Source organism: Pseudomonas entomophila (genome assembly GCF_029193575.1).
Taxonomy (GTDB): Bacteria; Pseudomonadota; Gammaproteobacteria; order Pseudomonadales; family Pseudomonadaceae; genus Aquipseudomonas; species Aquipseudomonas entomophila_G.
Window position 1 is genome coordinate 64393 of record NZ_JARGCS010000019.1, and the last position, 25081, is coordinate 89473.

The following is a 25081-nucleotide window of genomic DNA, read 5'->3' on the forward strand; positions in this document are numbered from 1 at the left end:
TCACGCTTCGCCCCAGGTGCTGATCAAGCCATGCAAGCCATGCAAAGGCACGGCCAGCCAGCCCGGCCGGTTCTCGGCTTCGTAGGTGATCTCGTAGGCCGCCTTCTCCAGGCAGAACAGCTCCAGCGCGGCGCGCTCGCCCTCGGCCCGTGCCCAGGCATGGGGCATGGCCGCCGTGGCCAGGCCATAGGCCTCGACGAAAGCATGACGCGACTGGTGCAGGTACTGCCGGGCCACCCGTTGCCGGGCTTGCCGCGCAGCGTCCGAGAGGTCGACGCTAGACGCGCTGCGCAGGATCATTGCAGCAGCATAGTCGAAGGAACGCAGCACGCCGCTGACATCCTTGTACGGGCTGTGCTTGGCCCGGCGTTCATCCAACGGACGCGACGGTTCCCCCTCGAAATCGATCAGGTAGGCATCGCCCTGCACCACCAGCACCTGGCCCAGGTGCAAGTCGCCATGCACCCGCATCAGCAACCCACCCTCGGCCTGGCGGGCCAGGTTGTCGACGTGCTGGGCCAGGCCGTCGCGCTGCTGGCGCAGGTCGTCGACCAGGGCCTGGCTGTCGGCGTCGAGGTTGTCGCGGTGCTGCGCCAGCAGGTCCAGCGCATGGTTCAACTCGGCGCTGATCTGCCGGCTCCACCGCTGGCTGTCGGCGCCGCCGCTGACCTGCGGTGCAAAAGCGGCGTCGGCCGTCGGCGCGGCCAGCAACAGGTGCATCTCGCCCAGGCGCTGGCCGAGCAAGGCGGCGAACCCGGCCAGTTCGGCCAGCGCGTCGGTGTGCGCCTCGGGCTTGCCGGTGGTCGGTTCCATTTCGTCGCGGATCGCCCGCTCCAGGGTGTTCTGGGTCCAGTCCCAGGCATCGCCCTGGTTGCTCAGATAGCCCTGGGCGATCATCAGCAGGTGCGGCTCGCCCTGCTCGCTGACCCGGCTGACCCAAGCCAGCAATGGCGAGATATTGGCGAAACCGGCCGCGGTGAGGTAGGCGCTCATCTCCAGTTCCGGGTGGATGCCTGGGTTGACCCGGCGAATCAGCTTGAGCACCGCACGCTCGCCGACCACCACCGAACTGTTCGATTGCTCGGCGCTCAGGTAGCGCACCGCGCTCTGCTCATCCAGCCCCAGCGCTGCGAGTTGCTCGGTGTGTTCGAAGCGCACCTCGCCAGCGGCAGTGGCCAGGCGCAGTCGTTCCTGGCAGGCGCTCAGCACCGCGCGGATGAACGGCTCCTGCACGAAGGCATCGGTGATCAGCCCGACCTGGCGGCCACGGCGCACCCGCGAAAGCGCCAGTTGCTGGGGCAAGGCGCTGTTGATCTGCTCTTCGGGCAGCAGGCCGAACGGCAGTTGGTAGTGGCTGGCTACACCGTCGCTGAGCACCTCCAGCTCGCTGAGCAGCACCGGGGTGGCCGGCGTGCCAAAGCGCACGCCATAGCGAATGCGCACCGCATCGATCGGCCCCTCCTTACCGGCGAACCAGCGCCGCTTGGGCAGGTACTGGGGCAGGATGGCGCCTTCCAGGGTGTCGCTGGACGGCGCTTCGAGCAGTTCCTCGAGGCGCTTGCGCAGCACCAGGGTGGTGAGTTCAGGCAGGCCCTCGGCGGGCTGGATGTGCCAGCTGGGCATGCGGTCGTGGGACGCCAGCAGGAACCAGTAGAAACCATAGGGCGGCAGGGTCAGCAGGAACGGCAGTTGGCCGATCGGCGGGAAGGCGCTGCCGCCGAGCATCTCCACCGGCACCCGCTCGGCGTACTGCGACAGCTCCAGCTCGGCCGCCTGGGCGGCGCGCGAGACGTTGGCCACGCACAGCACGATCTCGCTGTTGCCGTCGGCGTCGGTGTATTCGCGCACGTAGGCGAGGATGCGCCGGTTGCTCGGGGTCAGCATCTTCAGGGTGCCGCGGCCGAAGGCCTTCTGCTGCTTGCGCACCGCGAGCAGGCGCCGGTTCCAGTTGAGCAGCGAATGGGGATCGTGGGCCTGGGCCTCGACGTTGACGGTCTGGTAGCCGTACAGCGGGTCCATGATCGGCGGCAGCACCAAGCGCTGCGGGTCGGCGCGGGAGAAGCCACCGTTGCGGTCCGGCGACCACTGCATTGGCGTGCGCACACCGTCGCGGTCGCCCAGGTAGATGTTGTCGCCCATGCCCAGTTCGTCGCCGTAGTACAGGGTCGGCGTGCCGGGCATCGATAGCAGTAGGCTGGTCAGCAGCTCGATGCGTCGGCGATCGCGTTGCAGCAGTGGCGCCAGGCGGCGGCGAATGCCCAGGTTGATGCGCGCGCGGCGGTCCTCGGCGTAATAGTTCCACAGGTAGTCGCGCTCGCGGTCGGTGACCATCTCCAGGGTCAGTTCATCGTGGTTGCGCAGGAAGATCGCCCATTGGCAGTTGGCGGGGATCTCCGGGGTCTGGCGCAGGATATCGGTGATCGGGAAGCGGTCTTCCATGGCCAGCGCCATGTACATGCGCGGCATCAGCGGGAAATGGAAGGCCATGTGGCATTCGTCGCCATCGCCCTCGCCGAAGTACGGGCGGGTGTCCTCGGGCCACTGGTTGGCTTCGGCCAGGAGCATGCGGTCGGGGTAGTTGGCGTCGATCTCGGCGCGGATCGCCTTGAGCACATCGTGGGTTTCCGGCAGGTTCTCGTTGTTGGTGCCGTCACGCTCGATCAGGTAGGGGATGGCGTCCAGGCGCAGGCCGTCGACGCCGAGGTCGAGCCAGAAGCGCATCACGCCGATCACCGCCTTCATCACCTGCGGGTTGTCGAAGTTGAGGTCCGGTTGGTGGGAATAGAAGCGGTGCCAGAAGTACTGGCCGGCGACCGGGTCCCAGGTCCAGTTGGATTTCTCGGTGTCGAGGAAGATGATCCGCGTGCCGTCGTACTTCTGGTCGTCGTCCGACCACACGTAGAAGTCTCGCGCCTTGCTGCCGGGCTTGGCGTGGCGGGCCCGTTGGAACCAGGGGTGCTGGTCGGAAGTGTGGTTGATGACCAGCTCGGTGATCACCCGCAGGTTGCGCTTGTGCGCCTCGGCGATGAAGCGCTTGGCGTCGGCCAGGTTGCCGTAGTCGGGGTGCACGGCCTTGTATTCGGCGATGTCGTAGCCATCGTCGCGCCGGGGCGAGGGGTAGAACGGCAGCAGCCAGAGGGTGTTGACGCCCAGTTCGGCGATGTAGTCGAGCTTGCTGATGAGGCCGGCGAAGTCGCCGATGCCGTCGTTGTTCGCGTCGTAGAACGACTTGATGTGCAGCTGGTAGATCACCGCGTCCTTGTACCACAGCGGGTCGTCGATGAAGGCTGCCGGGCGGGAACGCTTGGCCATGTGCGACTCCTTTCTGTTCAACGTTTTTCAGCCAGTGCGCGGCTCATCGCGGGGCCGGCCCGCTGCCACGCGTACACCCGGCGCACCGCAAGCCAGCGGGGTACCTGCGGGAGCGGCCTGGCGCCGCGATGGGCTGCGCAGCAGCCCTGGAAGCCCCTAGCGCGCCCGCTCGATCCGCCAGATGCCGAACGGCTGGTGCCAGGGTTCGATGCGCATCCACTGGGTCTTGCCATGCCAGGTCCAGCGATGGCCGTTCATCAGGTCCTCGCCCTGGGTGTCGGCACTGTCGTCCAGCCCCAGTTCCCACAGCGGCAGTTCGAACTGCGCTTCCTGGGCGTTGTGCGGGTCGAGGCTGATGGCCACCAGGATGAAGTTGTCCCGCTCGGGGGTGCGTTTGCCGAAGTACAGGATGTTGTCGTTCCAGCAATTGAAGAACGCCACCCCCAGATGGCTTTGCAGCGCGCGGTTCTGCCGGCGGATGCGGTTGAGCTGGGCGATTTCGGCGACGATGTTGCCGGGCGCGGTGAAGTCGCGCGGGCGGATCTCGTACTTCTCCGAATCCAGGTACTCCTCCTTGCCCGGCAGCGGCGTGCCCTCGCACAGCTCGAAGCCCGAGTACATGCCCCACAGGCCCGAGCCCATGGTCGCCAGGGCGGCGCGGATGAGAAAGCCGGCGCGCCCGGAGGTTTGCAGGAAGTACGGGTTGATATCCGGCGTGTTGACGAAGAAGTTCGGGCGGTAGCAGTGGCTCCACGGCGGCTGGTTGAGCTGCTCGAAGTACTCGCGCAACTCCTGCTTGGTATTGCGCCAGGTGAAGTAGGTGTAGCTCTGCGCGTAACCCACCTTGCCCAGGCGCGCCATCATCGCCGGGCGGGTGAAGGCCTCGGCGAGGAAGATCACCTCCGGGTGCTGGCTGCGCACATTGGCGATCAACCATTGCCAGAACGGCAGCGGCTTGGTGTGCGGGTTATCGACGCGAAAGGTCTTCACCCCCTCCTCGACCCAGCCGAGCACCACATCGCGCAGGGCCAGCCACAGGCTGGGCACGGCCTCGGGCGCGTAGAAATCGACGTTGACGATGTCCTGGTACTTCTTTGGCGGGTTCTCGGCGTAGCGGATGCTGCCGTCGGGGCGCCAGCTGAACCAGCCGGGGTGCTCGCTGAGCCACGGGTGGTCCTGGGAGCACTGGATGGCGAAGTCCAGGGCGATTTCCAGGCCGTGCTCGGCGGCAGCGGCGACCAGGCGACGGAAGTCCTCGCGGCTGCCTAGCTGCGGGTGAATGGCGTCGTGGCCGCCCTCGGGGCTGCCGATGGCGTAGGGGCTGCCGGGGTCGCCCGGCTCGGCCTGGAGCGCGTTGTTGCGGCCCTTGCGGTGCTTGCGGCCAATCGGGTGGATGGGCGGGAAGTACAGCACGTCGAAGCCCATGTCGCGGATCATCGGCAGGCGCTGGTGCACGTCGTCGAAGGTGCCGTGGCGCTGCGCGTCGTCGGTGACCGAGCGCGGAAACAGCTCGTACCAGCTGGCGAACAGCGCGGCCTGGCGATCGACGTCGAGGGGAAACTCCTGGCTGCGGGTGAGGTAGCTGCGGTGCTCGGACTGGCTCATCAGCCGCGCGGTGTCGGGGTGCAGCAACTGGGCCACCTGGTCATCGACGGCCAGGCTCGGCAAGCGCTGCTGGAGCGTTTCGAGTTGTTCGCGCAACAGCCCTTCGCTGCGCTCGAGGCCCTTGCCCAGCAGCAGGCGCCCCTCCTCCAACTCCAGCGTTACCTCGACACCGGCGTGGTACTTCTTTTCCAGGTCGTGGCAGTAAGTGGCGAATGGGTCGATCCAGGCCTCGATGCTGAACAGGTGCAGGCCCAGTTCGAGCGGGGTGAACTCGGCCAGCCAAAGGTCATTGCCCGGCGATTGCATCGGCACGCAGTGCCAGCGCCGGCTGTGGGCCTGGCGCCAATGCAGCATCACCGACAGGCGGTCGTGACCGTCGCTGTAGACCTTGCCTGCCACCTGCACCCCCTGGCCACTGACCGCCTTGGTGGCGAAAACGCCGCCATCGAGCGTGGGGCTGACGTCCTCGATCACGATGCGCGGCGCCAGCAGCGCCTGGGACAGGCTGATGGCCTGGTCCGGGTGGTCGTTGGCCATGGGCACGCTTGCGAAGGGCTCGTTGCGCGACATCGGTCGTTGCTCCCTGTTGGCGGTGGCGGTAAGGGTTCAGAGCCGTCGAGCACGGGGCGGGTTCAAAAAAATTGAGCGAAAGGACGCCGGCACGGATCAAAGCCTGCAGCACCCTCTCATCCACCCAGCGAGGTCAGGCCATGAACATTCCCATTCCACCGGAGACACCCGACCCGAACATCGACGACCCGACCTTGCCGCCGCCGGTGCCCGAGCAAGACCCGGACGAGCTGCCGATCAAGCCGACCGTGCCGCCGACCGTGGGCGACCCGCCGACCGAGGAGCCTCCAGTGAAAGCCAAAGGATAGACAAGGTTGACCGTGGCGGCCTCATCGCGGGGCCGGTACCGGTACAACCAAGACAGTTGTCCGCACCGCTCTCCCACTGTGCCGGCATTCGGGCTTGCCCCGGCGATTCAGCCACCCAGGCACCTGATATTTTTGCCAGTGGCACCCCCGGGCAAACCCGCGTACAGAAGCATCATACTTCTCGTCAGCGCGGACGCCTCCATGCCAGACCATGCCTGCATCACCCACTGCCTGGTCGAGATGCTCGCCGAATTCCTCGAATGCGCCCCCCAAGACATCCTCCCAGGCAGCGTGTTCGCCGACCTCGGCGCCGACAGCTTCGACATGGTCGAACTGCAGGTGCTGGTCGAGGAGCGCTTGCAGGTCACGCTCGAGCACCCACTGCCCGTTCACACCAGCTTCACCGGCCTGGTCGAGCAGGTCGACCGGGCGATGGCGGTCAGCCGGCCAGCTCGGCGACGCTGATCTCACGCATCCTGAACTTCTGCACCTTCCCCGTCACCGTCATCGGAAACTCGTCGACGAAACGGAAATGCCGCGGCACCTTGTAGTGGGCGATACGCGCCTTGCACCAGCCCTGCAGTTCCTCGACCGTGGCGCTGTGCCCCGGGTGCAGCTTGATCCACGCCACCACCTCTTCCCCGTACTTGCTGCAAGGAATACCGATGACCTGGGCATCGGCCACCGCCGGGTGGGTGTAGAAGAACTCCTCCAACTCGCGCGGGTAGATGTTCTCGCCACCGCGAATGATCATGTCCTTGTTGCGCCCGACGATGCGCACATAGCCGGCCTCGTCCATCACCGCCAGGTCGCCGGTGTGCATCCAGCGCGCCGGGTCGATGGCGTCTGCGGTGGCCTGGGGGTTTTCCCAGTAGCCGAGCATGACGCTGTAGCCACGGGTGCACAGCTCGCCGATCTCGCCGCGCGGCACGATGCGGCCCTCGGCATCCACCAGCTTGGTCTCCAGTTGCGGCTGGGTGCGGCCGACGGTGGTCACGCGCAGTTCCAGCGCGTCGTCCGGCCCGGTTTGCAGCGACACCGGGCTGGTTTCGGTCATGCCGTAGGCGATCTGCACCTCGGCCATGTGCAACTGGTCGATCACCCGGCGCATCACCTCGATCGGGCAGGTGGCGCCGGCCATGATGCCACTGCGCAGGGTCGAGAGGTCCAGGCCATTGCGCGACGGGTGGTCGAGCATGGCGATGAACATGGTCGGCACGCCATAGAGGATGCTGGCGCGCTCTTCGGCCACGGCACGCAGGGTCAGCTCGGGGTCGAAGGCGTCGCTGGGGTAGACCATGGTGCTGCCGTGGGTGACGCAGCCGAGGTTGCCCATGACCATGCCGAAGCAGTGGTACAGCGGCACCGGGATCACCATGCGGTCGAGTTCGGTCAGGCCCAGGCTTGCGCCGACCATCAAGCCGTTGTTGAGGATGTTGTAGTGGCTCAGCGTCGCGCCCTTGGGGGCGCCAGTGGTGCCGGAGGTGTACTGGATGTTCACCGCTTGGTCGAACTGCAGCGCTTGCTGGCGCGCCTGGTAGGCCTCGGCGCCGACCTGCCCTGCCCGCCCGGCCAGCGCCGTCCACGGCAGCAAGCCCGCCGGCGGCTCGGCCGCCAGGCTGATGACCCCGCGCAATGCCGGCAGGCGCTCGCTGGCCAGGCTACCCGGGGCGTGGGTGTCCAGCTCAGGCACCAGTTCCTGGACCATCGCGTGGTAATCGGACGTCTTGAACGCATCGGCGCACACCAGCCAGCTGCAACCGGACTGGCGCAGCACGTACTCCAGCTCGCCGAGCCGGTACGCGGGGTTGATGTTGACCAGAATCGCGCCGACCTTGGCAGTGGCCAATTGCAGGATGCACCACTGCCCACAATTCGGTGACCAGATGCCGACCCGGTCGCCGACCTCGACGCCCAACGCCATCAGGGCGCGGGCATGGGTATCGACCTGCGCGGCCAACTGCCGCCAGGTGTAGCGCAAGCCCTGGTGCAGCACCACCAGCGCTTCGCGGTCGGCGCAACGGGCCACGGTGGCATCGAAGGCCTGGCCGATGGTCTGGGTGAGCAATGCTTGGTCCTGGCGACCGCGGGTGTAGCTTGGTTGATTCATGGGTGTCCCTTCTTGTTGTTCTGGGCATGACTGAAGCAAGCGGCGTTTACTCTGGCGCAGATTTACGTTTACGTAAAGGTGATGCATCGATTGACAGTGTCCGAGCGCAGGTTTACGTTAACGTAAAGGTGATAACGACACCGCGACGCGAACCTTGCCTCGATCCTATAGGCGCGGGCTTGCCCCGCTCCTGCAAGGACGGTGTGGGGCTCATCGACTACGGTGTTATCCATTTCAAGAACAAGAAGGTGCCCCGCATGCATTACCCCACCCTGAACTTCGCCCTGGGCGAAACCATCGACATGCTCCGCGACCAGGTGCGCACCTTCGTCGCCGCGGAACTCGCCCCGCGCGCCGCGCAGATCGACCACGACAACCTGTTCCCCGCCGACATGTGGCGCAAGTTCGGCGACATGGGCCTGCTCGGCATCACCGTGCCCGAGGAATACGGCGGCGCCGGCCTGGGCTACCTGGCCCACGTGGTGTCGATGGAAGAGATCAGCCGTGGCTCGGCCTCGGTGGCACTGTCCTACGGCGCCCACTCCAACCTCTGCGTCAACCAGATCAACCGCAACGGCACCCACGAACAAAAGCAGCAGTACCTGCCCAAGCTGATCAGCGGCGAGCACATCGGCGCCCTGGCCATGAGCGAGCCCAACGCTGGCTCCGACGTGGTGTCGATGAAGCTGCGCGCCGAGAAGCGCGGCGACCGCTATGTGCTCAACGGCAGCAAGACCTGGATCACCAATGGCCCCGACGCCAACACCTACGTGATCTACGCCAAGACCGACCTGGACAAGGGCGCCCACGGCATCACCGCGTTCATCGTCGAGCGCGACTGGAAAGGCTTCAGCCGCAGCAACAAGTTCGACAAGCTCGGCATGCGCGGCTCGAACACCTGCGAGTTGTTCTTCGACGATGTCGAGGTGCCGGAAGAAAACATCCTCGGCCAGCTCAACGGCGGCGTGCGCGTGCTGATGAGCGGCCTGGACTACGAGCGCGTGGTGCTCGCCGGTGGCCCGACCGGCATCATGCAAAGCTGCATGGACCTGGTGGTGCCGTACATCCACGACCGCAAGCAGTTCGGCCAGAGCATCGGCGAGTTCCAGCTGATCCAGGGCAAGATCGCCGACATGTACACCCAGCTCAACGCCAGCCGCGCCTACCTGTACGCCGTGGCCCAGGCCTGCGACCGCAGCGAGACCACGCGCAAGGACGCCGCCGGGGTGATCCTCTACACCGCCGAACGCGCCACCCAGATGGCCCTGGAAGCGATCCAGATCCTCGGTGGCAACGGCTACATCAATGAATTCCCGGCTGGCCGCCTGCTGCGCGACGCCAAGCTGTACGAGATCGGCGCCGGCACCAGCGAGATCCGCCGGATGCTGATCGGCCGCGAACTGTTCAACGAAACCCGCTGAGCACGAGGAACCGGCGCCAATGGCTACCTTGCATACCCAGATCAACCCGCGCTCGGCCGAGTTCGCCCGCGACAGCGCGGCCATGCTCGAACAGGTCCAGGCCCTGCGCACCCTGCTCGCCCAGGTCAGCCAGGGCGGTGGGCCCAAGGCCCAGGAACGGCACACCTCGCGCGGCAAGCTGCTGCCACGCGAGCGCATCGACCGGCTGCTGGATATCGGCTCGCCGTTCCTCGAGATCGGCCAGCTCGCCGCCCATGAGGTGTATGGCGAAGACGTGCCCGCCGCGGGCGTGATCGCCGGCATCGGCCGCGTCGAAGGGGTCGAGTGCATGATCGTGGCCAACGACGCCACGGTGAAGGGCGGCTCGTACTACCCGCTGACCGTGAAGAAGCACCTGCGCGCACAAACCATCGCCCTGCAGAACCGCCTGCCGTGCATCTACCTGGTCGACTCCGGCGGTGCCAACCTGCCACGCCAGGACGAGGTATTCCCCGACCGCGAGCACTTCGGGCGGATCTTCTTCAACCAGGCCAACATGAGCGCCCTGGGCATCCCGCAGATCGCCGTGGTGATGGGCTCTTGCACCGCTGGCGGCGCCTACGTGCCGGCCATGGCCGACGAGGCGATCATGGTGCGCCAGCAGGCGACCATCTTCCTCGCCGGCCCACCCCTGGTGAAGGCCGCCACCGGCGAAGTGGTCAGCGCCGAGGACCTCGGTGGCGCCGACGTGCATTGCCGCACCAGCGGCGTGGCCGACCACTACGCCGACAACGACGAACACGCCCTGGCCCTGGCCCGGCGCAGCGTCGCCAACCTCAACTGGCACAAGCTCGGCAAGCTGCACTGCCAGGCCCCGGTGGCGCCGCTGTACGACGCCGAGGAGCTGTACGGCGTGGTGCCCGCCGATGCCAAGCAGCCATTCGACGTGCGCGAAGTGATCGCACGGCTGGTCGACGGCTCGGTGTTCGATGAATTCAAGGCGCTGTTCGGCACCACCCTGGTGTGCGGCTTCGCCCACCTGCACGGTTACCCGGTGGCGATCCTGGCCAACAACGGCATCCTCTTCGCCGAAGCCGCGCAAAAAGGCGCGCACTTCATCGAACTGGCCTGCCAGCGCGGCATTCCGCTGCTGTTCCTGCAGAACATCACCGGTTTCATGGTCGGCAAGAAGTACGAGGAAGGCGGCATCGCCAAGCACGGCGCCAAGCTGGTGACCGCGGTGGCCTGCGCCCAGGTGCCGAAGTTCACGGTGATCATCGGCGGCAGCTTCGGCGCCGGCAACTACGGCATGTGCGGCCGCGCCTACGACCCGCGCATGCTGTGGATGTGGCCCAACGCGCGGATCGGCGTGATGGGCGCCGAACAGGCCGCCGGCGTGCTGGTGCAGGTCAAGCGCGAGCAGAGCGAACGCACCGGCCAGGCCTTCAGCGCCGAGGACGAGGCCAAGCTCAAGCAGCCGATCCTCGACCAGTACGAGCACCAGGGCCACCCGTATTATTCCAGCGCGCGACTGTGGGACGACGGCGTCATCGACCCGGCGCAGACCCGCGACGTGCTGGGCCTTGCGCTTTCCGCCGCGTTGAACGCGCCGATCGAACAGAGCCGCTTCGGCATTTTCCGGATGTGACCCATGAGCGATTTCAGCACCCTTGAACTGGTCAAGGACCCTCGCGGCTTCGCCACCTTGTGGCTCAGCCGGGAAGACAAGAACAATGCCTTCAACGCGCAGATGATCCGTGAGCTGATCGTCGCCATCGACCAGTTGGCCGAAGACGCCAGCCTGCGCTTCGTGCTGCTGCGCGGCCGTGGCCGGCACTTCAGCGCCGGCGCCGACCTGGCCTGGATGCAACAGTCGGCGCAACTGGACTTCAACACCAACCTCGACGACGCCCACGAGCTCGGCGAGCTGATGTACAGCCTGCACCGCCTCAAAGCGCCGACCCTGGCCGTGGTGCAAGGCGCGGCCTTCGGCGGCGCGCTGGGGCTGATCAGTTGCTGCGACATGGCCATCGGCGCCGAAGACGCCCAGTTGTGCCTGTCGGAAGTGCGCATCGGCTTGGCCCCGGCGGTGATCAGCCCGTTCGTGGTCAAGGCCATCGGCGAACGCGCCGCGCGCCGCTACGCCCTGACCGCCGAGCGCTTCAGCGGCGTGCGCGCCCGCGAGCTGGGGCTGCTGGCCGAGGTGTACCCGGCCGCTGAATTGGACGCCCAGGTCGAGGCCTGGGTCGACAACCTGCTGCACAACAGCCCGCAGGCCCTGCGCGCCACCAAGGACCTGCTGCGCGAGGTCGATGCCGGCGAGCTGAGCCCGGCCCTGCGCCGCTACACCGAGAACACCATCGCCCGCATCCGCGTCAGCCCCGAAGGCCAGGAAGGCCTGCGTGCCTTCCTCGAGAAGCGCCGCCCCGCCTGGCAACCCGACAAGAAGGAACCGCGTCCATGAGCCAACCCACGCTGACCACCCTGTTGGTCGCCAACCGCGGCGAGATCGCCTGCCGGGTCATGCGCACCGCCAAGGCCATGGGCCTGACCACCGTGGCCGTGCACAGCGCCATCGACCGCGACGCCCGCCACAGCCGCGAGGCCGACATCCGCGTCGACCTGGGCGGCACCAAGGCCGCCGAAAGCTACCTGTTGGTCGACAGGCTGATCGCCGCGGCCAAGACCAGCGGCGCCCAGGCCATCCACCCCGGCTACGGCTTTCTCTCGGAGAACGCCGGCTTCGCCCGCGCCATCGAGCAGGCCGGGCTGATCTTCCTCGGCCCACCGGCCAGCGCCATCGATGCCATGGGCAGCAAGTCGGCGGCCAAGGCGCTGATGGACGCCGCCGGCGTCCCCTTGGTGCCGGGCTACCACGGCGAGGCCCAAGACCTGGAGACCTTCCGCACCGCCGCCGAGCGCATCGGCTACCCCGTGCTGCTCAAGGCCAGCGCCGGGGGCGGCGGCAAGGGCATGAAGGTGGTCGAGGACCCCAGCCAGCTGGCCGACGCCCTGGCCTCGGCGCAACGCGAGGCCCAGGCCGCGTTCGGCGATGCGCGGATGCTGGTGGAGAAGTACGTGCTAAAGCCGCGCCATGTGGAGATCCAGGTATTCGCCGACCAGCACGGCAATTGCTTGTACCTCAATGAACGCGACTGTTCGATCCAGCGCCGCCACCAGAAGGTGGTCGAGGAAGCGCCGGCACCGGGCCTGTCGCCCGCGCTGCGCCAGGCCATGGGCGAGGCGGCGGTGCGTGCGGCCCAGGCCATCGGCTACGTGGGCGCCGGCACCGTGGAATTCCTGCTCGATGCCCGTGGCGAGTTCTTCTTCATGGAGATGAACACCCGCCTGCAGGTGGAGCACCCGGTCACCGAGGCGATCACCGGGCTCGACCTGGTGGCCTGGCAGATCCGCGTGGCGCGCGGCGAGGCGCTGCCGATCACCCAGGACCAAGTGCCGCTGGTCGGCCATGCCATCGAGGTGCGCCTGTACGCCGAAGACCCGGCCAACGAATTCCTCCCAGCCACCGGCACCCTGGCGTTGTACCGTGAATCGGCACCCGGCGAGGGCCGCCGGGTCGACAGCGGGGTCAGCGAGGGCGACCGCGTCTCGCCATTCTACGACCCGATGCTGGGCAAGCTGATCGCCTGGGGCGAGGACCGCGAGCAGGCCCGCCTGCGCCTGCTGGCGATGCTCGACGAGTTCGCCATCGGCGGCCTGAAGACCAACATCGCCTTCCTGCGGCGCATTCTCGCCCACCCGGCGTTCGCCGCCGCCGAACTGGACACCGGGTTCATCCCTCGCTACCAGGACCAGCTGCTGCCTGCCTCGAGCGCCTTGTCCGCGACCTTCTGGCAGGCCGCTGCCGAGGCCTGGCTGCAGGGCGCTGCGGGTCATCGCCGCGACGATGACCCGGCCTCGCCCTGGGCCAGCCGCAATGGCCTGCGCCTGGGCCTACCGGCGCGCAGCAGCCTGCACCTGCGCTGCGACGGCCATGACCAGGCGCTGACGCTGGAGCACGGCGCGCCGTCGACCTTGCGCCTTGAAGGCGAGCACCTGTACCACGAGCATGACGGCCTGCGCCGACGCCACCTGGCGATCCGCCGCGGCGACGTGCTGTACCTGCATTGGGACGGCGAGCTGCACGCCGTGACGGCCTTCGACCCGATCGCCGAGGCCGAGGCCAGCCACGGCCACCAAGGCGGCCTGGGTGCGCCGATGAACGGCAGCATCGTGCGCGTGCTGGTCGAGCCAGGCCAGGCCGTGGAGGTCGGCACCGCGCTGGTGGTGCTGGAGGCGATGAAGATGGAGCACAGCATCCGCGCACCGCACGGCGGCACGGTGAAGGCGCTGTTCTGCCAGGAAGGCGACATGGTCAGCGAAGGGACCGTGTTGGTGGAGCTGGACACCGAGTAGAACGCATCGGGGCAAGCCTGCTCCTACAGGGATCACGCGACCCTTGTAGGTGCGGGCTTGCCCCGCGATCGGGCTGCGCAGCAGCCCCCTCCACACCCTCAAACCACGCCGTGCACCCGCACGACCACCCCCAGGAACTCGCAGCCCTCCTCGCACACCTGCGCCGGATAACTGCCATTGAGTGCCTTCAGGTACCGCTCGCCGCCCTCCTCGGCCAATTGCCGGAAGATCGCCGACCGGCCCGGCTGGCGTGCGATCACCAGCCTTCCCGGCTCCACGGGCACCCCGTCATCGACCAGGATGCGCATGCCCTCGGCCACGCTCCTGCCGCTGCTCGCGCTCATCGCATCGTTGTTCACGGTCAGCCAATAGGCGTGCCCCTCGGCCCGGTACTCGGTCTGCTCATAGTGCTCGAACGCGGCAGCCCGCACATCGCCCTCCAGGGCTTCCCAGGCGAGCAATGGGTAGCGGAAACACACAATGTATTTAAGCTGCGGTTCGTCGTCATCACCCACCGCGTAGCGCACGGGTAACTCACCGATCTGCCCGGTGACGTGCAGTTGCAGGCTGACCTGGTAGTGCGGCATGCCCAGTTCGACGAACGTGCGGTTCATCGACTCGACCTTGGGTTGGCGGCGCTTACGCAGCCAATGACCCACGCTGCCCTGAGACACCCCAACGCGTTCGGCGAGCCACTCCTGGGAGACATCGAGCTCCTCCATCCGCTCACGGATGAGGGCAATCCATTTATCCATATTCATCGCAGGCACGATACGGACTGCCCTCAAGCGCTCAATACATATCCGGTATTATTTGCATCGACAACTCTAAATACTTTTAGTATTAGAATCCCCGTGCACCTTTTGCTACTGCCTTTCGTAGGTATCAGGACGAAGCCCATGAAATCAAAAGATACAGAACTCGACAGCGAAGCCGCCCGCCGCGCCCTCGACTACTACCTCAACCCCAGCCCGCCCCACACCAGCATCGACACCGTACCCTGGACGCTGCGCGAGGACGTCTCCACCGAGCAGGCCAACGCCCATGCCCTGGCGCTGTTGCGCTGCGCCGCGGCCACTGCCCACGAGACCGGCCACAGCCAGCAGGGCACCACCCGCGAAGTGCTGTTCGCGCTCATGCACATGGTCAATATGGCCCGCTCGATGCTGGAGCAGCGGCAGGTGCCGCAACGGGTATAGAAAAGGGAGAACCTGATTGGCCGGAAACGGCGATCGCCCCAGTCGCTGGAGCGTGAGGATGCGCGCAGGGAAATATTTTACCGGGATACGGAAAAAACATTTGACTTGCAAATGATAACGATTATTATTGCTCTCAGCTGGTCGCGAGACCCGCTGGATAACCTGGAGCCCTTAGGTCGGACTCTCAGATTATCTCCTCATCAGGCTAATCACGGTTTTTGACCCGGCTTTTTGCCGGGTCATTTTTTTTGGCTCTTCAGGCTAATGAAGATCGTTGAATGGCGGCGATGATAGCAAAGGTGTATCAGCTCGTGAATGGTTGTTACAGCGTTTTGCGCAAACAGCACTTGAGAATCAATCTCGTTAAGATTAAGCTGCCTGCGCGTCAGGGAAGATGCCCCTTCCCCTTCTATTCGCGCAAGGAGCCGTCCATGACCCGTCTGCTGCTGCCGCTTGAGCATGGCCCACAAGCCGCCCGTGACCTCACCGACGACGCCCTGCTGCATGGCCTCAAGCGCCTGCCGCGGCGTGTGCAACAGGTGTTCCTGCTCAACCGCCTCGACCAGCTCGGCTTCGCCGACATCGCCACCCGCCTCGAGCTGCCGCTGCCGACCATCGAGCGCCACATGCACCAAGCCCTGCAAGCCACCCGCCCGCGTGCCGGCGCCCTCGCCGAGCTCGCCGGACGCTGGTACGTGCGCCTGCAGAACCCGCAGGTGAGCGCCTGCGAGCGCATCGACTTCCGCCGCTGGCTGGACGCCGCCCCGGCGCACCTGCAAGCCTTCCACGACACCGAACTGCACTGGCGCAGCCTACTCGCCCCGGCGCGCGAACTCGGCCACGATGGCGGCTACCGCCAGGGGCGCGCGGCGTTGTCGCTGGGTGGGTGTTCGATTGCCGTGGGGCTGGGGGTTGCGGCGCTGTTGCTGTTTGGCTATTGGGCATGAATGGGCTCAGCCAGCACAAAATAAACTGTGCCCATCGAGCGCAACGTTAGCACCGTGTAGCGTCTTCTCGCGCCTTCGTCACAATGTTGATTGCGCACGCTGAGCGCTCCCGTTTCCTTAAATAAAACAGCAGCAACCCGCCAACCAGGCCAGCGCAAATAAATAGCGAGGCCAAGACAATAGGCAATCCCTTTTCAAACGACGCGATCACCGTGCTGGCTACGCCTCCAGAAGCAAAGAGCAACGTATTGCTGGCTGATGCCGCGGCCCCCGCACGATCAGCATGCTTACTCAATGCATAGGTTGTCGCTGCGGGACGAATGATCGTCACCCCGATCGTGCTGAGGGTTACAGGCAACATCAGGTTTGCGATGGATAAGCCTTCAGAAAACTGCCAGATAAACAGCATCAACCCCGCAAAACCCACCAAGACCAGTCCGCAACCCATCTGCGCGTGCGGATGCATCATGCCATTCAGCTTTCCAGCGACGAGCCCGCCCACCACATAAGCAACGCCGTACCCAACGAACACGATCGCAAACTGGTATTCACTCAAACCTAGATGCCCCATCAATAGCAAGGGCGAAACGACCACAAATGCAAAGTGACAAGTAAAAGCCAAGGACGACAGCGCGCTGCTTATAAGAAATACTCGATCAGCCGCCAATGCCTTTAGATTCATCAACGGGTTACCGCGCACACGCGGTATCGGCGGCTCAGGCAGCAACGCCCAGGACATGAGCAGCACAACCAACGCCACGATAATGAAGACGTGAAAACTCCCCTCCCAGCCTAGATAACGCTGCAATACGCTACCTAGCAGCGGTGATAGTGAAATGAGCAACCCGCTGACCGTAAGCAACAAGATGCGCAACGCATTCTGTTGCTTAACAGGGTAGATATCCTGCACCAACGCCTGACTCAGTACGAAGCTACCGCACCCGAATGCCTGTACCACGCGAAAGAACATGAACCCTTCATAGCCCGTGGAAAACACGCACCCCAAAGCACCTATGATTGAAACTACCAGCCCTCCCAACAACAGTCGTTTCCGCCCGAGGGTATCGGAGAGCGGGCCTATGATTGCCTGGGAGACTGCCACGCCTATTGCAAAGACGCTGACCGAAAAGGCGATGCTTTTGAGGCTAACACTCAAATAATCCGCAAGCGCCGGGAACGACGGCAAGATGACGTCCAGAGGAAAGACCCCAAGCATACTCATCAGCAAGAGAAGCACCACGACAAGTTTATGCCCCAGTGGAGCACTCAACTGGGGCATCACACTATCCTCGCCGCGAGGAGAAAAACCACCGTTTCTTTCATATTTGCTCCCCCTGAAACAGATCGCGTAACTACGACACTTCTCAGCCTAAATTAATTGGAAAGAGGTACAAGCAGAATTATCGAAGGATAACTCCCAAGAGTGCGCGGGAATTTTCCTCAAGAAATTTATATTTAACGACAACACCTACAGAGTGCACCTACTTGCAACAACCACTTCTTAGGCCTTCATCCCTAGCGAAACAGAATGCTCTTAGCGCCAGAGCGTTCTTCTAGACCGCCAAGCGGTGTACAGTAGCGCTCACAACAAAGCCTCAGGAGCCTGGTAATGACCGTGACGCTGTCCCCGCTAACCTTCGACTGTGATTTCGACTCTGGCAACATCAAGGTGCTGGACGCCAGCAACCCGGCACGGGTCCGCCTGGCCATCCGCCCCGACACCCACAGCGACCACTTCCAGTGGTTCCACTTCAAGGTCAGCGGCCTGACCCCCGGCCAGAGCCACCTCTTCAGCCTCGATAACGCCGCGCAGTCTTCCTACAAGAACGCCTGGACCGGCTACAACGCCGTCGCCTCCTACGACCAGAAGACCTGGTTCCGCGTACCCAGCCAATTCGATGGCCAAGCCCTGACCTTCGATTTCAAGGCCGAGCAAGACCACGCCTGGTTCGCCTACTTCGAGCCCTACCCGCGCGCGCGCCACAACCAGCTCATCGAACGCGCCCAGAAGATTCCCAGCGTCACCCTGCTGGCCAGCGGCCGTAGCGTGCAGGGCCGCGACATCCCGCTGCTGCGCGCCGGTGACGGTGCCGCAGGCAAGCGCAAGCTGTGGATCATCGCCCAGCAACACCCGGGCGAGCACATGGCCGAGTGGTTCATGGAAGGGGTGATCGACCGCCTAGAAGGCAACGACGCGGTGATCCAGCAACTGCTGGCCAAGGCCGACCTGTACCTGATCCCGAACATGAACCCCGACGGTGCCTTCCTCGGCCACTTGCGCACCAACTTCAAAGGCAAGGACCTCAACCGTGCCTGGCAGGATGCCAGCGTCGAGCTGAGCCCGGAGGTGTTCTTCGCCCAGAGCCAGATGAAGCAATACGGCGTGGATGCCTTCGTCGATGCCCATGGTGACGAGGAAATCCCCCATGTGTTCACCGCGGCCTGCGAGGGCAACCCCGGCTACACGCCGCGTATCGCCAAGCTGGAGGAGCAGTTCCGCAGCACCCTCTGCAGCGTGACAGCAGACTTCCAGACCACCTACGGCTACACGCGCGACGAGCCGGGCCAGGCCAACATGACCCTGGCGTGCAACGCGGTGGGCCAGGCCTATGACTGCCTGTCGCTGACCCTGGAGATGCCGTTCAAGGACCACGACGATGCGCCGAATGCGCTCACCGGGTGGTCGGGGGCGCGCTCCAAGGCGCTGGCGGGGGCGGTGTTGGAGACGCTGGGCAAGATGGTCGACGAGTTGCGTTGAGGCTGCCGGCCCTATCGCGGGGCAAGCCCGCTCAGGATCCGCGCCATTCCCTGAGCGGGCTTGCCCCGCGATAGGGGCCCCACGCACAGCGCAAAACCCCACCCTAGAACTGCACATCCAGGATCACATTGTCGGTATAGGTCGCCGCCGGCGGCGTGGCCTGGTCGGTGTACACCTTGGCGTTGTAATTGAACACCTGGCTCCCAGTCCCAGTCCCCAGCCCCGGGTTGATATCCGCATCACTGCTCGCCCGCCGCGCCGTGGTCAACGCCCCCCAACGCACCGCCCCCGCACTTTTGAAGATGTCATAGGCCAGGTAGTTGTTGGCTGCCGACTTCATCCGCCGCCGCCCGCCCGAGGCATTCTCGCCATCCCCCAGCCCCACCGTGTAGGCACTGCCCTTGGTGCACGCGATGCTGATCGCCTGGTTCACCGTGCCGAACCCCGCCACCACCGGCGCACTGCCGAAATTGATCGCCGGCGTGGTGATCTGACAGTCATTGCTCACCGTCAGGCTGACCGTCAGGTTCTGGGTGCCAGTGCCGATGTCGCGCCCCAGGCAGATGGCGCCGATTCCGATGCCGGAGCAATAGTTCCAGTCCCAATAGATGCTCAAGGTTTCGGTGTACACCCCCGCCGCCACGTTGGCGCCGACCACGGTCTTGAGGTACAGCGGCACCGACTTGGGCGAGGTGCCGTTGAGCAGGCCCAGGGCATCGATGATGCCGTTGGGGGCGAAGTCGAAACGCGTGCCACGGCTGATCGGGAAGTTCGTGGTGTTGTTGGCGTAGATCGTGTAGGGGATCACGTCGCCCGTGGGGCCGACCAGGCCGCTGGTGGTGGAGGTGATGGTGGCGTAGAAGTGGTCGTTGCTGGTCAACAGCGACAGCAACGAGCCGGTGCACGACAACCCGGCATTGGTGGTCGAGGCGCTCTGCACCGTGGTGCGCACCAGGGTGGAGTTGATCGAGCCGAACGCCGCCGGCGCCGTCGCACTGGTGCTGCACGCGGACCAGGCAGGGAGTGTCGGCACGCAGAGCCCGGCGAGCAGCAGCGCGTGCCATGGCCGCTTCATTGGCACACCAGTGGACCGATCAACGGGATCGGCCCCTGCCCTTGCGGCAGCTCGAATTCGACCTGGCATTGGCCGCCGTCGGCGCGCTCCACGCGCAGGCGGTTGTGCGGCGAGAGATTCTCCAGGTACACCAACCCGTCCCAGCCGACCACGGCCTGGGCGCCGCTTTGCTCATCGGTCACCCGGCTGCCCAGTTTCAGTTCCTGCTGGTTGCCATCGACCAGTACCAGGCTCGCCGCCAGTACCTGCTTGAGCGGGAATTCGAGCAGGTAGCCGCTGCCCCGGCGCACCGCCACGCGCTGCTCGACGTTGGGCGCGAGCACATCGGCAGGCAGTTCCATGGGATCTATCTCGTACTTGCCGCGGTAGTAGCCGCTGCTGTACGGCACCAGCAGGTGGCCGTTGCGGTCGGTGCGACCGACTACCTGGTTCTCGTAGCGCACCGGCACATCGGCGTAGCCGCTGGTGCTGACCACCACGAAGGCATCGTCGATGCGGTTGGCGGCGAACAGCCCGGTATCCATCCACACCAGCGAGCCGCTGGCGTCGGCCCAACGGGTCATCTCGCCGCTGCTGCCGTAGGCGCCAGCCTGCAACTGCACCGATTGCAGGCGCCAGGTCACGTCAGCCTGGCGGTAGGCGTCGCGCTCGCTGCCTTCGGCGTAGCCGAGGTTGTAGCCCACGCCGCCCCCCACCGGCACCGCGCGGCTGTAGTTGACCCGCCGCAGGCTCTCGCCCTCCTTGCTGCGCTCCAGGCTGAAGGCCAGGGTGCCGCGCAGGTCGAAGGGGATGACCAGTTGCGCCTGCACCGCCCACTGGCGGTCGCCGATCTCGCGATTGGCCGACAAATACAGGCTGCTGTTGCCCCACAGCGGCTTGCTCCAACTGAGGTTGAGCAGGCGGGTGCGCGTGCCGTCACCGGCGCGCACGTCGAAGTAGCCGGCGCCGAGGCTGCCATAGCGCTCCAGGTTCAGGCTCAGGGTCACCTGCTCGCTGCGTTCGCTCAGGCGCATGTCGGGCGTGTCCACCCGCGACAGGTCGGCGTAGTCGCCATGGCGTTGCACGCGCTGGTAGTTGAAGCCCAGGCGCTGGCTGTTGTACTGGTAGCCGAGGGCGACCTGGCGGCCGGTGTCGCCCTCGAAGCGGCTCTGCGCCAGGGCCGCGTTGAGCACGCCGAAGGTGCCCAGGCGCAGGTTGCCACCCAGCCCGCCGAGGGTCAGCGACTCGGCGGTCTCCACATGGCTTTCCAGGGTGAAGCTGTCGCTCAGGCCATGGCGCAAGCTGGCCGAGGCGACGCCCGGGCCGTAGCCCCAATCGCGCACGGCGTAGTCGCGGCGCAGGCTGCCGGCGGCCACGGAGAAGTCCGAAAGGCCCTTCTGCAACAAACTGCTGGTGACGTAGAACGGCAAGGTGGTGGAGACCTGGCGGCCGAGGGCGTCGGTGGTGACCACCACGGCCTCGCCGGCACCGTTGATGAACGGCACGTTGGTCAGGGTGTAGGGGCCGGGTTGCAGTTCGCTGCTGCTGGTCTTGTAGCCGTTGATGAACAAATCCAGCGAGGTCGGCACCGCCGCTTCGCCAGCGAAGGCCGGCAAGGGGTAAGTGACCAGGTCCGGGCGCGCGCCGAAATCACGCGACAGTTGCAGGCCGCCGACGCGCACCGCGCTGGTCCAGGGCAAAGCGCCGGTGATCAGGTCACCGGCCTCGTAGGTCAGCAGGCGCTGTTCGTCGGTGAAGCGCCAGGTGGTGTCGTAGCGCAGGAAGCCATCGCGGGTGTCGCTGTCCGGCGCGCCGTTGAACGCCTGGCGCCATTGCCCGGTGGTGGAGAAGGTGCCCCAGCTGTCGAACAGGCGCAGTTCGTTCCAGGCGGCCAGGTAGGTGCCGCCTTCGTCGGTGTCGTTCAGGTACAGATCGTAGTTGAACAGCGCGCCGAAGCTGCTGCGCGCGTCACTGGCCGGGTACAGGCTGCGCTCACCCAGTCGCTGACCGGGTAACCACGCCGGTGGCACTTGCAGCAGCAGGCGCTGGTTGGGGCTGTCGTAGTCGCTGTGCAGGCCGCCGATGCCGTCCAGGGCGACCTCGCCCTGGGGGTCGCCCGGCACTTGCACGCCCGCCGCGCGCAGAGCCGCGCTGTCCAGGTACAGGCGCCCGGCGCGCTGTTGCACCGGCACCAGCTCAGCCTTGGGCACCTGGTTCACCAACAGGTCGAGGTACAACGTGGCGTCGGCCACCGCCGCCGCCTCGGTGGGCGGTGGCGGCAGCTCGTCGGCCGCGACCAGGCTGGGGCCGAGCGCCAGCAAGCCCAGCCCGATCCGGCGCGCCGCCAGCGACACGCGACTCACACACGTTTTCCAACCATTGCCGGGTCCTCCCTGGCCCCTGCGCGTCGATCATTGCCAGCTCACTGGCCCTGGCTGATGGCCTGCGCCACCTCCTGGCCATTGACCCGTCCCTTGAGCACGCTGCCCACCCCAACCCCCGCCGGTGCCGGCCAGCGCATGCTGGCGCCGGGCAGCACGTAGCCGAGCAAACCTTCGACCAGCGGCCGCTCCTGGCCGCCTTGCTGCAGCACCACGTCGGTCAACCGCGCATGCACAGGCCCGGTGTTGCGCAGCTCGACATAGGGTTTGCCCTGCACCGTCACCGCCCGCCAGCTCAACTGCGGCTTGCCGACGCCCTCGACGCTGCGCTTGCCCTCGGGGTCGGCCTTGCCCCACAACCCTTCGCCGTAGACGAACAACGGCACCGAATAGCGCATTTGCAGGCGGATCGCCGCCTTGGGCCCTTCGTTGGAAGCCTCGGCCGGCAGCGGCGAAGGGATCTCGTCGATGATGATGCGGTAGGCCTGCTCCTGGCCGACCGGCGAGCTGCCGGTACGGGTCAGGCGGATCAGTTGCTTCTGCCCCGGGGCGATGTTGGCCACCGGCGGGCTGCCGATGATCTCGCGCTGAGCCTGGAACTGCTCCTGGTAGTCGCCCTGGCGCCAGGCGAACACCCGTACCTGCAAACTCGCAGGCAGAGTGCCGCGGTTTTCCAACCACAACGCACCGGCCTTGTCGCCGGCTTCGAGCACCGGGTCGATCGGCCAGATCAGCACCGACGTAGCCGCCCCCGCCGGCAGGCTGGCCAACAGCAACCCGCCGATGATGCCCCGCGCTAATGTCGCGCCTACCCCCATGCCGCTCTCCTCGTCGTTATCGATCGCGGTGACCGCTTCACCAGGTCACCGTCACTTGCACCACATCGGTGTAGGTCCCCGCCGGCAAGGCGCCGGTCAATTGCGTGCGCCCGTAAACCGGCAGCTTGATTGCCGTGGGGTCGCTGTAGCTGACCGCCACGTTGGCGCCGATGCCCAGGCTCTGGGTCAGCCCGGCGTCGCGGAACAGCTGGTAGGCCAGCAGTTGCGTGCCGCCGCTGCGCTTGAGGTTGCGCGTGCCGGCGGCGCTGTTCTGACCGCCATCCAGGCTCATGCTCAGGACCACCCCCGGGGTGCACTGGAAGGTCACCGTGGTGCCGCCCAACGAGGTGCTCAGCGCAGCCGTGGACAGTGCTGAGCGGGTGCCGAAGTCGAGCAGGCCGTATTGGGTCACGCCGCCCACCACCAGGCAGCCAGCGGCGATGGTCGCGCTGACCTGAAACGTGCTGGTGGTCGCTGCCGACAACGGCAGCGCCAGGCCCAGGCCGAACCCCGCAAGGGCCGCCCGCCGCCAGCCGGACATGGCTCAGAAGCTCAGCTCGACCGCCACCGTGTCGGTGTACACGCCCGCCGGCAGGCCCGCCTTGCCACGCGCCTGGCCATACAGGTTGACGGTCTGCGCCACACCGGTACTGGTCGGCAGGGTGATGGTGCCGTCGATGGCCAGCAGCGTGGTGTGCCCGGCGTCGGTGTAGAAGTCGTAGGGCACGAAGTTGCCGCTGCCGTCTGCCAGGGCGCGGGTGCCGCCCGCCGACTGCCCATCGTGGGCACCTGCGCGCACGCGTATCGCCGGCACCGTGCCGGCCGAGCAGAGGATGCTCATCGCGCCACCGCCGCCACCCAGCACCTGGCCGTTGGCGGTGGTGAACAGCGAGTCCTGGGTGCCGAAGCTCAAGGTCCCGAAGTTCAGCCCGGACGTGCCGGAACTGCCATTGACCTGGCAGGCGGCGGTTAGGGTCAGGGTCGAGCTGATCGTCCCGGTGACGGTGGCCGCCTGGGCCTGGGCCGCCAGGGCGAGCCCGAGGCCGGCGAGGATGCAGCGGGTGATGGTGCGTGCCATGGGAATCTCCTTGCGTGTTACCAGTCCAGGGTCACCCTCAGGGTGTCGCGGTACAGCCCGGCGGGCAGCGCGCGCGGTTGCGCGATGACCACGCCGTAGATCGGAATCGGGATCTGTTCGGTGTTGCGGATGGTGAAGGTGCGCGCCTGGCCAATGCCGTAGCGACTGTTGCCGCCCGGGTCGACGGCCAGTTGGTAGGGAATCAGCTCGCGGCCGTTGCTCAGCCGGCGCACGCCGTCGGTGCCATTGAGGCCGCCGTTGATGCGCACGCTGAAGGCCCGCACCGAGGGCGTGCAACTGACCTGCAGGCTACCCTCGCCGCCCGCCTCGTCCAGGCGACTGCGCAGCGGGCGGTCCCAGCTGGGGCCTTGGGCGCCGAAGTCCATCACCCCCGCACCGCCCACGCTGCCGGGCTGCGGCTCGCTGCTCACCTGGCAGGCGGCGCTGATCACCAGGCGCGCCTGGATGAAACCGCTGGTCGAGCCGTGCGCGGTGCCCGTGGGCAGCAGCAGCGGCCCGAGGGTCAACAGCAGGAGGGAGGTGCGGTTCATGGCGACGCGTCCTTGTGCATGGCGGCTCCTACCAGGTGACGGTGACTTTCAGCAGGTCGGCGTACAACCCGGCGCGCGGCACCCAGGCCAAACGGTCGATGCGTGCGTACAACGGCAGCTCCACCGAGCCGCTGTCGGGCACGCGCGCCGACTGCGCCACATCCACCGCCAGGGGGTGACGCCAGGCGGGATCGCGATACAAGCGGTAAGGGATCGGGCGGGCCTGGCGGTCGTCACTGGCCAGAAAGCGCAGCTCGCCGACGCCACCATGCTGACCGCCGTCGACGCGAACCTGGTAGGGCGTGTCGGGGTTGCATTCCAAGCGCGGCGGATGCTGATCGAGCAGCACGCCCGTACGCGGCGCGCCCGGGCCGTCCAGGCGTGGCGCAGCACCCAGGTCGATGCGGCCGAGCGCCTGGGCCCCAGCGTCGCGCGGCGTGTTCACCAGCATGCAGCCACGCTGCACCTGCACCCGCACCTCGACGAGAAAATCCGCCGCCACGGCACCGCCAGCCATCAGCAGGCCTAACAGCGTGGCCACTACGCGCTCCGTCACCGAATCTCCCTACCCAGT

Annotated in this window: 21 protein-coding genes; 9 read left to right on the top strand and 12 right to left on the bottom strand. The window is 66.2% G+C overall.

Annotated features, from left to right (window positions below; translation table 11 throughout):
* Nucleotides 1-3312, bottom strand: coding sequence for a maltose alpha-D-glucosyltransferase (gene treS, locus P0Y43_RS09315; protein WP_275637004.1), 3312 nt, complete (start codon nucleotides 3310-3312; stop codon nucleotides 1-3).
* A 156-nt stretch (nucleotides 3313-3468) separates the two neighbouring features.
* Complete coding sequence (locus P0Y43_RS09320; RefSeq protein ID WP_275637005.1) at nucleotides 3469-5487, bottom strand: alpha-1,4-glucan--maltose-1-phosphate maltosyltransferase; 2019 nt, start codon at nucleotides 5485-5487, stop codon at nucleotides 3469-3471.
* Nucleotides 5488-5627: 140 nt separating this feature from the next.
* Between P0Y43_RS09320 and P0Y43_RS09325 the strand changes: the two genes are divergently transcribed.
* Nucleotides 5628-5795, top strand: a complete 168-nt coding sequence (locus P0Y43_RS09325) for a hypothetical protein (RefSeq protein WP_275637006.1) — start codon at nucleotides 5628-5630, stop codon at nucleotides 5793-5795.
* Nucleotides 5796-5996: 201 nt separating this feature from the next.
* The gene (locus P0Y43_RS09330; protein WP_275637007.1) at nucleotides 5997-6260 is read left to right on the top strand and encodes an acyl carrier protein; all 264 of its coding nucleotides are present in this window, start codon (nucleotides 5997-5999) and stop codon (nucleotides 6258-6260) included.
* Here the strand turns inward: P0Y43_RS09330 and P0Y43_RS09335 are convergent.
* Complete coding sequence (locus P0Y43_RS09335; RefSeq protein WP_275637008.1) at nucleotides 6235-7905, bottom strand: AMP-binding protein; 1671 nt, start codon at nucleotides 7903-7905, stop codon at nucleotides 6235-6237. The genes P0Y43_RS09330 and P0Y43_RS09335 overlap by 26 nt on opposite strands.
* A gap of 257 nt (nucleotides 7906-8162) precedes the next feature.
* Here P0Y43_RS09335 and P0Y43_RS09340 point away from each other — a divergent pair, with 257 nt between their 5' ends.
* The 4 genes from P0Y43_RS09340 to P0Y43_RS09355 are packed head-to-tail and all read left to right on the top strand — an operon-like array spanning nucleotide 8163 to nucleotide 13721.
* Nucleotides 8163-9326 carry an isovaleryl-CoA dehydrogenase gene (locus P0Y43_RS09340; RefSeq protein WP_275637009.1) on the top strand — a complete coding sequence of 388 codons (1164 nt, stop codon included), beginning with the start codon at nucleotides 8163-8165 and terminating at the stop codon, nucleotides 9324-9326.
* Between the two features lie 19 nt (nucleotides 9327-9345).
* Nucleotides 9346-10953 carry a carboxyl transferase domain-containing protein gene (locus tag P0Y43_RS09345; RefSeq protein WP_275637010.1) on the top strand — a complete coding sequence of 536 codons (1608 nt, stop codon included), beginning with the start codon at nucleotides 9346-9348 and terminating at the stop codon, nucleotides 10951-10953.
* Nucleotides 10954-10956: 3 nt separating this feature from the next.
* Nucleotides 10957-11769: a gamma-carboxygeranoyl-CoA hydratase gene (locus P0Y43_RS09350; protein ID WP_275637011.1), complete on the top strand. Its 813-nt coding sequence runs from the start codon at nucleotides 10957-10959 to the stop codon at nucleotides 11767-11769.
* On the top strand, nucleotides 11766-13721 hold the full coding sequence (locus tag P0Y43_RS09355; RefSeq protein WP_275637012.1) for an acetyl/propionyl/methylcrotonyl-CoA carboxylase subunit alpha: 1956 nt from the start codon (nucleotides 11766-11768) through the stop codon (nucleotides 13719-13721). The genes P0Y43_RS09350 and P0Y43_RS09355 overlap by 4 nt, the downstream gene beginning before the upstream one ends.
* Before the next feature lie 98 nt (nucleotides 13722-13819).
* Here the strand turns inward: P0Y43_RS09355 and P0Y43_RS09360 are convergent, their stop codons facing one another.
* Complete coding sequence (locus P0Y43_RS09360) at nucleotides 13820-14482, bottom strand: LexA family transcriptional regulator (RefSeq protein ID WP_275637013.1); 663 nt, start codon at nucleotides 14480-14482, stop codon at nucleotides 13820-13822.
* A gap of 138 nt (nucleotides 14483-14620) precedes the next feature.
* On the opposite strand from P0Y43_RS09360, the gene P0Y43_RS09365 reads away from it, so the two are divergent.
* Both P0Y43_RS09365 and P0Y43_RS09370 read left to right on the top strand, forming a co-directional pair.
* Nucleotides 14621-14920, top strand: a complete 300-nt coding sequence (locus P0Y43_RS09365) for a DUF6124 family protein (RefSeq protein ID WP_275637014.1) — start codon at nucleotides 14621-14623, stop codon at nucleotides 14918-14920.
* A 431-nt stretch (nucleotides 14921-15351) separates the two neighbouring features.
* Nucleotides 15352-15867, top strand: coding sequence for a sigma factor-like helix-turn-helix DNA-binding protein (locus P0Y43_RS09370; protein WP_275637015.1), 516 nt, complete (start codon nucleotides 15352-15354; stop codon nucleotides 15865-15867).
* A gap of 46 nt (nucleotides 15868-15913) precedes the next feature.
* Here the strand turns inward: P0Y43_RS09370 and P0Y43_RS09375 are convergent, their stop codons facing one another.
* Nucleotides 15914-17146, bottom strand: a complete 1233-nt coding sequence (locus P0Y43_RS09375) for an MFS transporter (RefSeq protein WP_275637016.1) — start codon at nucleotides 17144-17146, stop codon at nucleotides 15914-15916.
* A 330-nt stretch (nucleotides 17147-17476) separates the two neighbouring features.
* Here P0Y43_RS09375 and P0Y43_RS09380 point away from each other — a divergent pair, with 330 nt between their 5' ends.
* Nucleotides 17477-18625, top strand: a complete 1149-nt coding sequence (locus P0Y43_RS09380; protein WP_275637017.1) for a M14 family metallopeptidase — start codon at nucleotides 17477-17479, stop codon at nucleotides 18623-18625.
* 103 nt (nucleotides 18626-18728) lie between these two features.
* On the opposite strand, the gene P0Y43_RS09385 is transcribed toward P0Y43_RS09380, so the two are convergent.
* The 7 genes from P0Y43_RS09385 to P0Y43_RS09415 all read right to left on the bottom strand — a co-directional run bounded on the left by P0Y43_RS09385 (nucleotide 18729) and on the right by P0Y43_RS09415 (nucleotide 25063).
* Nucleotides 18729-19700: a Csu type fimbrial protein gene (locus P0Y43_RS09385; protein ID WP_275637018.1), complete on the bottom strand. Its 972-nt coding sequence runs from the start codon at nucleotides 19698-19700 to the stop codon at nucleotides 18729-18731.
* Nucleotides 19697-22033 (bottom strand): fimbria/pilus outer membrane usher protein, encoded by a 2337-nt coding sequence (locus P0Y43_RS09390; RefSeq protein ID WP_430540238.1) that lies wholly within the window; start codon nucleotides 22031-22033, stop codon nucleotides 19697-19699. The genes P0Y43_RS09385 and P0Y43_RS09390 overlap by 4 nt, the downstream gene beginning before the upstream one ends.
* Nucleotides 22034-22101: 68 nt before the next feature.
* Nucleotides 22102-22878 (bottom strand): fimbrial biogenesis chaperone, encoded by a 777-nt coding sequence (locus tag P0Y43_RS09395; RefSeq protein WP_275637020.1) that lies wholly within the window; start codon nucleotides 22876-22878, stop codon nucleotides 22102-22104.
* A 37-nt stretch (nucleotides 22879-22915) separates the two neighbouring features.
* Nucleotides 22916-23419: a Csu type fimbrial protein gene (locus tag P0Y43_RS09400; RefSeq protein WP_275637021.1), complete on the bottom strand. Its 504-nt coding sequence runs from the start codon at nucleotides 23417-23419 to the stop codon at nucleotides 22916-22918.
* Between the two features lie 3 nt (nucleotides 23420-23422).
* Nucleotides 23423-23956, bottom strand: a complete 534-nt coding sequence (locus tag P0Y43_RS09405; protein ID WP_275637022.1) for a Csu type fimbrial protein — start codon at nucleotides 23954-23956, stop codon at nucleotides 23423-23425.
* Nucleotides 23957-23973: 17 nt separating this feature from the next.
* On the bottom strand, nucleotides 23974-24507 hold the full coding sequence (locus P0Y43_RS09410) for a Csu type fimbrial protein (protein ID WP_275637023.1): 534 nt from the start codon (nucleotides 24505-24507) through the stop codon (nucleotides 23974-23976).
* A 28-nt stretch (nucleotides 24508-24535) separates the two neighbouring features.
* A complete protein-coding gene (locus P0Y43_RS09415; RefSeq protein WP_275637024.1) occupies nucleotides 24536-25063 on the bottom strand; it encodes a Csu type fimbrial protein in 528 nt (175 codons plus the stop codon).
* Between the last annotated feature and the right edge of the window lie 18 nt (nucleotides 25064-25081).